Raw genomic sequence first — 12,896 nt, forward strand, 5'->3', positions numbered from 1 at the left:
CGCCGCCGCTGCGCCGCTGCCACGGCGCGGCGCGCAGGGCCCTCGTCCGGCGCCGCCGCGCCCGCCGCCCGCGGCTGCGGTGCGGGTGCAGGACGACATCATGGCGCGCGTGCGCATGCTGGTCGGCGCGGGCGCGGCGGCGGATGCGCTCCAGTGCCTGCGCCGCGCCGCCGAGGCGGCCCCGCTGTCGGTACCGCTGCAGCAGGACGCCGCCTTGTTCGCGCTCGAACACGGCGACCGCGCCATGGCCCGCCAGGGCGTCAGGCGGCTGCTCTACCTGGAGCCCGAGAGCGCCGTCGGCCATTACCTGGCCGCCATGCTGGAGGATGCCGACGGCAGGGCGGCCCAGGCCCGCCGTCTCTTGCAGGACTGCCGCCGCCTGGCGGCCGCGGACGGCGCCGGCGAGGAACTGCGCGGCGCGGTCGACGCCTGGCTGGAGCGCATGCGATGACGGAAACCCGCAAGCAAACGACCGGCTTCGATTGGGAAGCGCTGTCGCGCCGGCTCGAGGCCAGCGCCGCCGCGCTCGCCGGGCTGGACCGCGACGATCCGTCCCGGCAGGAGCGCCTGCTCAGGGAGCGCGCCGCGGCGCTGGCGCTGGCCGCGGCCCCCCAGGCGGAGCGGCCGGCGGACGGCGCCGAGGTGCTGGCCTTCCGGTGCGGTGGCGAGCGCTATGCCTTCGAAGCGCCCTGGGTCGCTCGCGTACTGCCCCTGCTGCCGCTGACCGCGATCCCCGGGCTGCCCGCCTTCCACGCCGGTATCGTCATTCACGAGGGCGAGGTGGTGGCCGTGATCGACCTGCGCCTGCTGCTCGGCTTGCCGGTGACGGCGCTGGCCGAAGCCGGCACGCTGATCCTCCTGCGCGGCGAGGGCAACTGCTTCGCCGTGCTGGCCGACGCGATCGACGGCACGCGGCGCTTTGCGCCCGAAGGCCTGGGGCATTGCCTGCCGATGCTGGCCGACCTGGACCAGAGCTACCTGCTCGGCGTCGCCGCCGACCGCACCGCGCTGCTCGACGCGCGGCGCCTGCTTACCGATTCCACCCTGGTCGTCAACGCCGACCACTGAAACAGGAGAGACCCGATGGCTACCTTGGCCGATTTATCCACCCGCGCGAAGCTGATGCTGAGCTTCGGCCTGCTGGTCGTGACGATGGCATTGACCAGCGTCATGTCCTACCAGAGCCTGGCGAAGCAGCGGACGGCGCAACGCGGTTTGTTCGACGACGACCTGGCAATCGCCCTGAAGGCCGTGGAACTGCGCAACGCCATCAATCGCGAGAGGGTGGCGCTGTTGTCGGTGCTGGTGGCCGAGGATGCCGGCCAGGCCACCTTCAACCGCCAGCTCGACAACGAGAGTGCGATCATCCGCTCGCTGCTCGACGACTTGAAGCGCTACACGAAGGACGACACCGCCTATGCGAGCAGCTATGCGCGCCTGGTGACGGCGCACCGCGACTATGCCGCAGTGCGCGACGACGAGGTGCTCGGCCCGTTCAAGGCCGGCAAGCGCGCCGCCGCCACCAGCGCGGCGATCCGCCAGCTCCAGGGCAGGTTCGACGTCTTCAAGGGGATCGCCGACCAGATCGGGACCCAGCAGCTGGAACAGGCGGAGCAGCGCATGCGCGATAGCGACCAGCTGGTCGATCAAGCCGTCGCCAAGCTGGCCGGGATCAACCTGGCCGCCTTCCTGGCGGCCTGCGGCCTCGGCTACTGGCTCAGCCGCGCCATCGCCTCGCCGTTGCGCCAGGCGACCGCGTTCGCCAAGCAGATCGCCACCGGCGACCTGCGGGTCAGCGTGCCGCCAGCCAGGGGCCGTGACGAGGTCGGCCAATTGCTGGGGGCGCTCGGCGGGATGGTGGAATCCTGGCGCACGCTGGCCGCCGAGACCAACCGCGGCATCGCCACGCTGAGCGCGGCCGCCGGCGAAATCCTGGCCAGCACCGCGCAGGGGGCCGCCAGTTCCGCCGAGACGGCGGCCGCGGTGAGCGAGACCACCGCCACCGTGGAAGAGGTCAAGCAGACCTCGATGCTGTCGAGCGAGAAGTCGCGCGCGGTGTCGGATTCGGCGCAGCAGGCGGCGCGTACCGCCGCCGAGGGACGCCGTGCGCTGGACGAAAGCATGCAGGGCATGCAGACCATCCAGGAAAAAATGGCGGAGATCGCCGGCACCATCGTGCGCCTGAGCGAACGCAGTCACGCGATCGGCGAGATCACCGCGACTGTCGCCGGCCTGGCCGAGCAGTCGAACCTGCTGGCGGTGAACGCCGCCATCGAGGCCGCCAAGGCCGGCGAGCACGGCAAGGGCTTCGCGGTGGTGGCGCAGGAGGTCAAGAGCCTGGCAGAGCAGTCGCGCCAGGCAACCCGGCAGGTACGCGAAATCCTCGGCGAGATCCAGAAGAGCGTGGGCGCGGCGGTGATGATCACCGAACAGGGCGCCAGGACGGTGGCCCATGGCGTCGAACAGACCACCCACGCCGGCCAGGCGATCCGCGATCTGGCCGACAATATGGCGGAGGCGGCCCAGGCGGCGATGCAGATCGCGGTGTCGAGCCAGCAGCAGCTGGCCGGCATGGACCAGGTGGCGCTGGCGATGGAGAACATCCAGCAGGCCAGTACCGAGAGCGCGGCGGGGTCGCGCCAGGCCGAGGTGTCGGCGCAGAACCTGCACGCCCTCGGGCAGTCGCTGCGCCAGACGGTCGGGCGTTTCCAGATCTGATACGCCGATGACCGACGAGCAGTTCAGGCAGCGATTGCGCGCGATCTTCAACGAAGAGGCGCGCGAGCATCTGGCCCAGATCGAGGCCGGACTGGTCGCGCTCGAGCAAGAGGGAGGGCAACAGCCCGAACAGCAGCGCGGCGCCTCGATCGAACGGATCTTCAAGGCGCTGCATACGCTCAAGGGGGCGGCACGCTCCGTCGACGAACTCGCCCTGGAACGCCTGTGCCATGCGCTGGAAAGCGTGCTGGCGGCGGTGCGCGAGGGCCGCCGGCACCCTTCCGCGGAACAGTTCGACCGCCTGCACCAGGCGGCGGCCGCGGCGCGCCGGATCGTCGATGCGCCCGGCCCGCGCAGCAGCAAGGTGGCGACCATGCTGGCGGCGCAGCTCGAAACCATCGAGCGCGAGCTGGCTGCGCAGCCGGTGGGGGCGGCGCCGGCCGCCGCCGTTCCGGTGCCGGTGCCGGACACGGGCGAGACCGGGGCCGCCGCGCCGCCGGAGGCGGCCGGGGACGAGGATGCGGATGGCGACGCAAGCCGGCGCATCCGCGTCCATGGCCGCAGCATCGATGCGATCCGCGCGCAGGCCGAGGCCTTGCTGCCGGTCGAGCTGAAGCTGCGCCATCACGTCGGGCAGCTGCAGGCACTCGCTGCCGACATGGCCGCGGCGCGGCGCGAAGGGGAGGCCGGCGCCGAGGGGCAGGACAGCGCGCGCTTCGAGCTCGCCTGCGCCCGCCTCGCCGCCGGCCTGGAACGCACCGGCGAGGAGATGCATGCGGTGCGCGCGCGCCTGTTCGAGGCGGCGCTGGAAACCGCGCTGGTGCCCTTCGACGCCGCCCTCGACGAGCTGCCCGCACTGGTGCGCAACCTGGCGCGCGGACGCGGCAAGCAGGTCCGGCTGGAGACCCGCGGCACCGGCGTGGAGATCGACCGCCGGGTTCTGGGCGTGGTCCGCGAAGCCCTGATCCACCTGGTGACCAACGCCGTCGACCACGGCATCGAATCGCCGGCGCTGCGCGGCGAGGCCGGCAAGGACCCGGTCGGCCACATCGAGATCGCCGTCACGCAGCGCGACGCGCGGACGGTATCGGTGCGGGTCGGCGACGACGGCGCGGGCATCGATGCCGATGCGGTCGCGCAGGCGGCCGCCCGCCGCCTCGGCCTGGACGATGCCGCGCTGGCGCAGATGAGCGAGCAGCAGCGCCTGCAGCTGGTGCTGCGCGCCGGCGTCTCGACCAGGTCCGAGGTGACGCCGGTGTCCGGGCGCGGCATCGGGCTGGCGATCGTCGCCGACAAGGTGCTTGAGGCCGGCGGCCAGGTCGTGGTCGCCACCACGCCGGGCGCCGGGACCAGCTTCGAGCTGCTGCTGCCGGTCGGGATCGCCAGCCTGCGCGCGCTCGTGATCGAACTTGGCGGCGCGCGCTTCGCCCTGCCGCTGGCCGGCCTGGAATCGGTACGCGGTGCGGCCCAGGCCGCGATCCGCACGGTCGAGGGCCGCGAGACCGTGCTGGTGGGCGGACAGGTGTTGCCGCTGCTGCGGCTGGCGGCACTGTTCGGCATCGACCAGGCAGAGCAGGGCGGCGACCTGGGCGTGGTGATCATGGCGCGCAGCGGCGCCCAGGCCTTCGCCATGCTGGCCGACGCCATCGTCGCCGAGCAGGACGTGCTGCCCAAGCGCCTCGGTCCTTTGCTGCGCCGCGTGCGCTACTTCAGCGGCGCCGCGCAACTGGGCGACGGCACCCTGGCGCCGGTGATCGCGCTCGACGACATCGCCCATCGCGGCCTGGTGGACGTGGGCGCGGCGCCCGCCGCCAAGGCCGCCGGCGCCGGCGCCAAGCGGGTGCTGGTGGTCGAGGATTCCGTCACCTCCCGCCTGCTGCTCAAGCATATCCTCGAAGGCGCCGGCTGCATCGTCGACACCGCCGTCGACGGGCTCGACGCGCTGTCCAGGCTGCGCGGGGCGCGCTACGACGGCGTGGTGAGCGACGTCGAGATGCCGAACATGGATGGCCTGGCGCTGACCGCCGCCATCCGCGCCAATCCACGCACCGCCGAGCTGCCGGTGATCTTGGTGACTTCGCTGCAGACCCCGCAGCAGCGCGAGGCCGGGCTCAGCGCCGGCGCGGATGCCTATTTCACCAAGGGCGCCTTCGACCAGGACCGGCTCCTGGCCACGGTGCGCCGCATCGTCGGCATGGAGGCGCGATGATCAGGGTACTGGTGGTGGACGATTCGAACTCGGTACGCGAACTGCTGGCGCACATCCTCGGCGCAGCGCCCGGCCTCGAGGTGGTCGGCAGCGCCGCCGACGGCGAGGAGGCGCTGCGCCTGGCGCGCGAACTGGCGCCCGACGTCATCACGATGGACCTGCACATGCCGCGCATGGACGGCTACGAAGCGATCCGCCGCATCATGCAGGAGTGCCCGACCCGCATCGTCGTCGTCAGCGGCAGCGAAGACCGCGACGAAGTCAATGCCAGCTTCCGCGCGATCGAAGCGGGGGCGCTGGTGCTGGTCAGGCGGCCCTACGGCATCGGCAATCCGGCCCATGCCGAGACCGCGAAGGCGCTGGTGCGCACGGTCAGCGCCATGGCCGAGGTGCGGGTGGTGCGGCGCTGGGCCGGCGCGCGCGCTTCCGCCCCGCGCGTGCAGGGCGCGCAGCGGCGCCTGGTGGCGATCGGCGCCTCGACGGGCGGACCGACCGTGCTGCGCGACATCCTGGCCGAACTGCCGGCCGGCTATCCGCTGCCGGTGGTGATCGTCCAGCACCTCGTGCCCGGCTTTGCGCGCGGATTCGTGGACTGGCTGGCCGGCGCCAGCGCCTACCCGGTCGAAGTGGCGCAGGACGGCGCCCAGCTGCTGGGCGGGAAGGCCTACCTGGTCCCGGACGGCAGGCAGGCGGCGGTGGGCCCCGGCCTGGTCTGCCGCCTGCTGGCGGCGCCGGCCGAGCATGGGATGTGCCCCTCGGTCTCCCATCTGTTCCGCGCCATCGATCCCGAACTGCGGCCGGCCACCGCCGCGGTGCTGCTGACCGGCATGGGCAAGGACGGCGCCGCCGAAATGAAGCAGCTGCGCGAACAGGGCGCCATCACGATCGCCCAGGACCGGGCCAGCTCCGTGGTGTACGGCATGCCCGGCGAAGCCCTGCGGCTGGACGCGGCGATGCTGGTGCTCGATCCGTCCGAGATCGGCAAGCTGCTGGCGCGGCTGCCGTCCGAGCCCTTTCCTTCGTCCGTTTTCCCGAACTGATAAGAACCATCATGACCACCCAACAAGCTTACCAACAAGAGATCGAGATCCTGGTGGTCGAGGACAGCGCGACCCAGGCCCGCCAGCTGGCGCAATTGCTGCGCGGCGAAGGCGGCTACCGGGTCCGGATCGCCGTCGACGGGAGGGCCGGACTGGAAGAGGCGCGGCGCCAGGCCCCGACCCTGATCGTGGCCGACATCGCCATGCCGAACATGGACGGCTTCGAGATGTGCAAGGAGATCAAGAAGGATGCGGGGTTGCGCGATATTCCCGTCATCCTGCTGACCTCCCTGAGCAGCCTTTACGACGTGATCCGCGGCCTCGACTGCGGCGCCGACAACTTCATCCGCAAGCCCTACGAGGGCGCCTACCTGCTGGGGCGGATCCGCTTCATCCTGGCCAACCGCGCCCTGCGCACCAACGAAAGGGTGCAGCTCGGGATGCAGGTCAACCTCGGCGGGCAGACCCATTTCATCACCGCCGAGCGCCAGCAGATCTTCGACCTCCTGATCTCGACCTACGAAGAGGCGATCCACATGACGGAGCAGCTGCGCGCCCAGCAGGAACGCATCGCCCGTTCCTACCAGTCGCTGGAAGGGCTGTACCGGGTGGCCGAGGCGCTCAATCCGGTGCTTTCGGAGCAGGCCGTGGCGGAACTGGCGCTCGATCGCGTGCTGGACCTGCCGGGCGTGGCGGAGGCCTCGATCACGCTGCTCGACAGGGAGGGCAATCCGGGGTTCGCCGCCGCGCGCGACGTCACCGGCGCCGCGGTCGATCCCTGCGCCTGCGATGCGGCGGCCGGCCGCGCGGACGGGGACCGCGGCTGCAGCTGCCGCGGCCGGCCCAGCCTTCGCGTGCCGCTGGCGACCGGCGCCGGCACCCGCGGGATGATGTGCCTGAGCCTCATGGACGAGCAAGTCGCCAGCGACGAACGCCAGGTGCTCGAGACGGTCGGCAGCCAGATCGCGGTCGCCATCGAGCGCGCCCACCTGTACGGCCACCTGGAATGCCTGGTGGACGAACGCACCGCGGCGCTGGAGTCGGAACGCGCGCTGCTGGCGACCGTGGTGAACACCAGCGGGGCGCTGGTCTGCGTGCTCGACGGCGAAGGCCTGGTCCGCCTGTTCAATCCGGCCTTCGAGAAGAGCTCGGGCTGGCGCGCGGACGAAGTGCTGGGCCGCGACTTCCGCACCTTCTTCCGCCGGGCCGACAACGGCCCGGTCGAGTTCAACCCGCCGCCACCCGGCATGCCGCCGGTGCAGCAGAGCGGCGAATGGGTCGCCCGCGACGGCAGCGTGCGCAAGATCATCTGGTCGTCCACCTGGCTGCGGCGGGCGGACGGACAGCTGGAGTACGTGGTCACCACCGCGCTGGACGTGACCGAGCTGCGCGTCACCGAGGAACGGCTGCGCTACCTGAGCAATTTTGACCAGGAGACGGGCCTGCCGAACCAGGTGCTGCTGCGCGACCGCGTGCGCCAGATGACGAGCCGGGTGATCGAGGGGAAGCAGGTGCTCGGCTACCTGTCGATCAAGGCCGCGCGCCTGGAGGTGATCAAGGCGAGCGTCGGGCTGGAGGCCGAGCAGGAGCTGCTGCGCCAGGCGGCGGCGCGGCTGCAGGGCCTGGACGAAGGCGATTTCACGGTGGCGCGCACCGGCGAGCGTACCTTCGCCATCGCGGCGTTGCGCGCCAACGAAGGCGAGGTGGGCCTGCTGGTACGCCAGGTACAGGAGCTGATGGGCAGGGCATTCGACTACCAGGGCGAGGAGGTCCACCTCGACCCCAGCATCGGCGTCGCGCTGTTCCCGAACGACGGCCACGATTACGACAGCATCGCCCAGGGCGCCGAGGTGGCGTTGCAGCGGGCCCTGGCCAGCAAGGACGAACGCTACGCCTTCTACCGGCCCGAACTCAACGAGGGCATGTACGAGCGCTTCCGCGTCGAGAGCGCATTGCGCCGCGCACTCGAGCGCGACGAACTGATCGTGTATTACCAGCCCCAGGTCAGCCTGTCGACGGGCGCCATCATCGGCTTCGAAGCGCTGCTCCGCTGGCAGCATCCCGAGCTGGGCCTGATCGCGCCGGGCCGCTTCATCGCCCTGGCGGAGGAGACCGGACTGATCCTGCCGATCGGCGAGCGGGTGCTGCGGCTCGCATGCCAGCAGAGCCGCGCCTGGCAGCGCGAAGGCCTGCGCGCGGTACCGGTATCGGTCAACCTGTCGGCGCGCCAGTTCTCGGAACGCATCGCCGATACGGTCGCACGAATCCTCGAGGACACCGGGCTCGAGCCCGGGCTGCTGGAACTGGAACTGACCGAGAGCGCGTCGATGGACGATCCGCAGAAGACCTACGAGATCCTGTGCAAGCTGAAGGACACGGGGGTGCTGCTGGCCATCGACGATTTCGGCACCGGTTACTCGAACCTGAACTACCTCAAGCGCTTCCCCGTCGACAGGCTCAAGCTCGACCAGTCCTTCGTGCGCGACCTGATCTCGGATCCGGACGACCTGTCGATCTCGCGTGCCGTGATCGCCCTGGCCCACGGGCTGCGGCTCGAGGTGATCGCGGAAGGGGTGGAGACCGAGGGCCAGCTGGCGCTGCTGGCGCAGAACGGCTGCGACGCGATCCAGGGTTACCTGTTCGGCCGGCCGGCGCCCGCCGCCGACTGCGCGCGCATGCTGCGCGACGAGAAATCGCTGGCGCTCGACAAGCTGCAGCCCCAGCCCTATGCGCGCACGCTGCTGTATGTGGACGACGAGGCCCATCTGCTGGCCGCGGTACGGCGCGCGATGCGCCATAGCGGTTACCGGGTGCTGGTGGCGGGCAGCGCCGACGAAGCCTTCGAGATCCTCGCCACCACCGAGGTCGGCGTCCTCCTGTGCGACCAGCGCATGCGCGGCATGAGCGGGACGGAATTCCTGTCGCGGGTGAAGCAGATGTATCCGAACGCGGTGCGGATGGTGCTTTCCGGCTACACGGATCTGCAATCGGTGACGGACGCCGTGAACCGCGGTTCGATCTTCAAGTTCCTCACCAAGCCCTGGATCGAGGAAGAGCTCACGGAGGCCGTGCGCGAGGCCTTCGTCGAGTTCGAAGCCAAGCACGGTGCGCAGGCGGAGTCGGCCGACTGACAGGGCCAGACTCATAGGGCCAAAGTCCCATTGCGCTTTCCGGAATTTAGCCTGAGCATGGCCTCGAGAACATGCGGAGGTGGATGATGAAACGTCCGATTCGGCGGCTCGCCGCGCTGGCGCTGGCGCTGGCGGCCGCGTTGCCGGTGATGAGCGTGAACGCCCAGCTCGAGGGCGTGCTGGGCAAGGGCAATCAAACCGACGCCCTGAAGGGGCTGGCCGGCATGACGGACATGCCGATGACGTCCGGCAGCGTCGGGAATGTGGCGGGCCTGCTGCAATACTGCATCACCAATAATTACCTGGGCGGCGACGACCCGGCCGCAATCAAGGACAAGCTCCTCGGCAAGCTGCCCGGCGGTGGCCAGAGCCGGGACCCCGGCTACAGCGACGGCATGAAGGGCCTGCTGCACGGCAGTAACGGCGAGTCGATGGACCTGGGCAGCGGCGCGCTGAAGGCGCAAATCGCAAAACGGGTCTGCGATGCCGTCCTCAGCCAGGCCAAGACTTTCCTGTGAGCCCGGGATGTCCCGGCTGTTCTACCGGCACCGCCTGCCGGTCCGCATCCTGCACTGGATTAACGTCCTCAGCTTCTTCCTGATGCTGATGAGCGGGCTCGGCATCTTCAACGCCCATCCCCACCTCTACTGGGGCGTGGATTCCGATTTCGACGCGCCGCTGCTGTCGATCACGGCCCGTCCCGGTGCCGACGGCGAGCCGCGGGGCATCACCCAGGTCGGCCGCCATGTGTTCGATACCGATGGCGTGCTGGGCGCCTCGCGCGTCGGCGGCGCAGCGCGCAAGACGGAGCGCGCCTTCCCGTCGTGGGCGACGATCCCGGGCCGCCAATACCTGGCCACCGCGCGCAACTGGCACCTGTTCTTCGCCTGGATCTTCGTGCTCAACGGCCTGGCCTACGTGGCCTATACGGTGCTCGGCGGCCACCTGCGGCGCGACCTGGTGCCGCGCAGGTCCGAACTGCGCGGCATCGGCCGCTCGCTCAGGGACCACCTGCTGCTCCGCCATCCCGCCGGCGAAGCCGCCAAGCGCTACAACGTGCTGCAGAACATCAGCTACCTCGTCGTGATCTTCGTCCTGCTCCCGCTGATCGTGGTGGCGGGGCTCGGCATGTCGCCGCGGCTGGACGCCCTGTTCGGCGGCTGGGTCGGCATCCTCGGCGGGCGCCAGTCCGCGCGCACCTTGCACTTCGCGGCGGCCTGCCTGCTGCTGGCTTTCGTTGCCGTGCATGTGTTCGAGGTGATCGTCGCCGGGTTGTGGAACAATCTGCGGTCGATGATCACCGGCTACTACCGCCTGCCCGAACAAGGAAGCGAGGCGCGCGGGGAGAGGACGCCATGAACATGCTGAGCCGCAGGCGCTTCCTGCGCCTGGCTGCCGGCTCGGCCCTGCCGGGCGCGCTGGCCGGCTGCGATCGCCTGGCGGACAGCGAAGCCTTCAACGGCACGCTGCGCAGCGCCCAGTTCCTCAGCCGGCGCGCACAGGCGCTGCTGACGGGACGCGATGCCATGGCCCAGGAATTCGGCGAAGAGGATATCGCCGACGAGTTCCGCAGCAATGGCACGGCGCTGCCGGACAGCCGCCTGTACCGCAGTCTCCTCGCCGGCCGGTTCCGCGACTGGCGGCTGCAGCTCGGCGGCCTGGTCGCGCGGCCGGCGCAGTACAGCCTGGCCGAGCTGCAGGCCCTGCCTTCGCGCACCCAGATCACGCGCCACGACTGCGTCGAGGGCTGGAGCGTGATCGGCAAGTGGACCGGCGTGCCGCTGCGCCACCTGCTGTCGCGGGCGGGGCCGCTGCCGGCGGCGCGCTATGTCGTGTTTCATTGCGCCGATCCGATGGACGGCTCGGACCTGCAGGCGCCCGGATCGACATATTACGAAAGCATCGACCTGGTCGAGGCCGTGCATCCCCAGACCATCCTGGCCTATGCCCTCAACGACGAGGCGCTGCCGGTGAAGAACGGCGCGCCGCTGCGGCTGCGGGTCGAGCGCCAGCTCGGCTACAAGCAGGCCAAGTACCTGATGCGGATCGAGGTGGTGGCGCGGCTCGAGCCCATCCGCGGTGGCAAGGGCGGGTATTGGGAAGACCTCGGCTATGAATGGTACGCCGGGATCTAGTCTGCGGTTTTCGGCCACAGGAAGCTGGGCAGGGACAGCCGCACTTCCTCCGCGGTCTGCCCGCGAACGCCGCGCAGGTCGAGCGTCCATGAGCGCGTGACCCTGCCGGCCTCGATCTCGAACACGAGCTCGTCGTCGAAGAAGGTCCGTGGCGGATACCCGGTACGGCGCCGCTCGCCGCGCCACGCGCGGAGGTAGCCGCTGAACCAGCGCGCGCCCACCGGCAAACCCACCTCGGCGAACAGGCGCGCGATCGATTCCCTGCTGACCCTGGTGAGTACCAGCACCCCGTCGACGATGGCCCAGTCGGCCACGTAGCCGTTCTGGCGCCACAGCGTCGGCGCTTCGCGCGGCCGGTCCGGGAAGGCGGCAAGCAGGGCGTCGAGCGGAAAGACGTCGATCTCGTAGTCGACGCCGCCGGCTTCGAGCCGGTCCCGAATGATGTTCGTCATCCGTTCAGGCTCCCTGCGCGCCGAGCAGGCCGTCGATCGCGCCGAGGACCTCCAGCGCGCCGCCCGCCAGCGCGACGCCCGGCAGCTTGCCGACCTCGGGTTCGCGCGGATTGATCCTCAGCAGCGAGCCGCCGTGCCGGAGCACGACCCGCTGGGAGAACTGGCGGACGGTCGGGATGTTCAGGCCGGCGCCGATCTCGATCACCAGCGGGCGGCGTACCTGTTCGAGCCAGTTCCGGCAGCGCATCGCCTGCAGGTCGCGCCGCTCGCCGATCCAGCCGTGGTCGTCGAACATGAGGATGTTCGGGCGCGCCGGGCCGCCGCAGTGCGGACAGGACGGCAGTGGGCCCAGCAGTTCGCAGCGGCCGGCGTCGACCGCCGGCTCGAAGCCGGCGGCCGGCCACAGCCCGGGCGAGCACGGTCCGAGGCACTGCAGCCGGTGGATCGAACCGTGGCATTCGTCGATACGCAGCGGATCGAAGCCGGCTTTCTGGAAGTGGCCGTCGACATTGCTGGTGAAGACGAAGTAGCCGTAACGGCGCCTTTCTCCCCATTTGCGCAGCAGTTCGTAGCCCGCGTGCGGCGCGGCGCGGCGGTACATGGCGAGCCGGTGGCCGTAGAAGCCCCAGGCGCGGCGCGGGTCGGCGTGGAAGGCGGCCGGCGTGGCGATGTCCATGAAGCCCGTGCCTTCGGCGGCCAGGGCCGGGTAGGCCTTCCAGAAGCCGGCATTACCGCGAAAATCGGGCAGGCCGGAATCGACGCCCATGCCGGCGCCGGCGGCGATGACCAGCGCATCGGCCTCAGCCACCAGTGCGGCGGCGCGTTCGATGGCGGCGTGGTCCTCCGCTGCCGGCCGCGGATCGTGACGCAGGGCCGCGTTCATGCCGCCCTCCCGGGATGCAGGCGCGCATGGCGGGCGCCGTCCGCGTCCAGGGCGATGGTCCATTCGGCGCGCTGCTCCAGCGCTTCGGCCAGCGCCCAGGCGCGGCTGTAGCCGAGCCTGAAGCGATGCTGCAGGCGCGATACGGGATAGGGGAGGACTTGCTCTCCGGCTGCGTGGAGCTGGGCGATCCAGGCGCAGGCCTGGGACAGCAGCGGATCGGCGGCGCCGATGCCGCTGCTGGAGGTCTCGGTATTCATGCTGTTCCTTTCACGACGATGCAGGTCATGATAGGAGGCGGGACGACAAGCGGCGTCGCATGCGGTGCCGG

At 70.6% G+C, this 12,896-nt stretch carries 12 protein-coding genes; 9 read left to right on the forward strand and 3 right to left on the reverse strand.

Translation table 11 applies throughout. The annotated features are described in order from the left end of the window. From AC1DOQ_RS14100 to AC1DOQ_RS14140, 9 genes are all read left to right on the forward strand, one after another. Nucleotides 1-451 (forward strand): hypothetical protein (locus tag AC1DOQ_RS14100; protein WP_477364998.1); only part of this gene is annotated, 451 nt, incomplete at its 5' end. Beyond that, a complete protein-coding gene (locus tag AC1DOQ_RS14105; protein WP_477365001.1) occupies nt 448-1,068 on the forward strand; it encodes a chemotaxis protein CheW in 621 nt (206 codons plus the stop codon). The genes AC1DOQ_RS14100 and AC1DOQ_RS14105, both read left to right, overlap by 4 nt. A 15-nt stretch (nt 1,069-1,083) precedes the next feature. Then, a complete protein-coding gene (locus AC1DOQ_RS14110; protein ID WP_477365004.1) occupies nt 1,084-2,718 on the forward strand; it encodes a methyl-accepting chemotaxis protein in 1,635 nt (544 codons plus the stop codon). Nucleotides 2,719-2,725: 7 nt separating this feature from the next. Continuing rightward, nucleotides 2,726-4,927 carry a hybrid sensor histidine kinase/response regulator gene (locus tag AC1DOQ_RS14115; protein WP_477365007.1) on the forward strand — a complete coding sequence of 734 codons (2,202 nt, stop codon included), beginning with the start codon at nt 2,726-2,728 and terminating at the stop codon, nt 4,925-4,927. After that, entirely contained in the window at nt 4,924-5,967 is a 1,044-nt protein-coding gene (cheB, locus tag AC1DOQ_RS14120; protein ID WP_477365009.1) for a chemotaxis-specific protein-glutamate methyltransferase CheB, read from the forward strand. The genes AC1DOQ_RS14115 and cheB overlap by 4 nt, the downstream gene beginning before the upstream one ends. Nucleotides 5,968-5,978: 11 nt before the next feature. Further along, complete coding sequence (locus AC1DOQ_RS14125) at nt 5,979-9,098, forward strand: EAL domain-containing protein (RefSeq protein WP_477365012.1); 3,120 nt, start codon at nt 5,979-5,981, stop codon at nt 9,096-9,098. Between the two features lie 86 nt (nt 9,099-9,184). Then, complete coding sequence (locus AC1DOQ_RS14130; protein ID WP_477365015.1) at nt 9,185-9,616, forward strand: YjjA family protein; 432 nt, start codon at nt 9,185-9,187, stop codon at nt 9,614-9,616. Between the two features lie 7 nt (nt 9,617-9,623). Next, on the forward strand, nt 9,624-10,457 hold the full coding sequence (locus tag AC1DOQ_RS14135; protein WP_477365018.1) for a cytochrome b/b6 domain-containing protein: 834 nt from the start codon (nt 9,624-9,626) through the stop codon (nt 10,455-10,457). Beyond that, nucleotides 10,454-11,233, forward strand: a complete 780-nt coding sequence (locus AC1DOQ_RS14140; RefSeq protein WP_477365021.1) for a molybdopterin-binding protein — start codon at nt 10,454-10,456, stop codon at nt 11,231-11,233. Before AC1DOQ_RS14135 ends, AC1DOQ_RS14140 begins: the two co-directional genes overlap by 4 nt. Here AC1DOQ_RS14140 and AC1DOQ_RS14145 read toward each other — a convergent pair. The 3 genes from AC1DOQ_RS14145 to AC1DOQ_RS14155 are packed head-to-tail and all read right to left on the reverse strand — an operon-like array spanning nt 11,230 to nt 12,825. Beyond that, nucleotides 11,230-11,685 carry a hypothetical protein gene (locus tag AC1DOQ_RS14145; RefSeq protein ID WP_477365024.1) on the reverse strand — a complete coding sequence of 152 codons (456 nt, stop codon included), beginning with the start codon at nt 11,683-11,685 and terminating at the stop codon, nt 11,230-11,232. The genes AC1DOQ_RS14140 and AC1DOQ_RS14145 overlap by 4 nt on opposite strands. Before the next feature lie 4 nt (nt 11,686-11,689). Next, nucleotides 11,690-12,568, reverse strand: coding sequence for an SIR2 family NAD-dependent protein deacylase (locus AC1DOQ_RS14150; protein WP_477365027.1), 879 nt, complete (start codon nt 12,566-12,568; stop codon nt 11,690-11,692). Next, nucleotides 12,565-12,825, reverse strand: coding sequence for a hypothetical protein (locus AC1DOQ_RS14155; protein ID WP_477365030.1), 261 nt, complete (start codon nt 12,823-12,825; stop codon nt 12,565-12,567). Before AC1DOQ_RS14155 ends, AC1DOQ_RS14150 begins: the two co-directional genes overlap by 4 nt. Nucleotides 12,826-12,896: the final 71 nt, after the last annotated feature.

This window comes from Massilia sp. 01N417 (genome assembly GCF_056399645.1).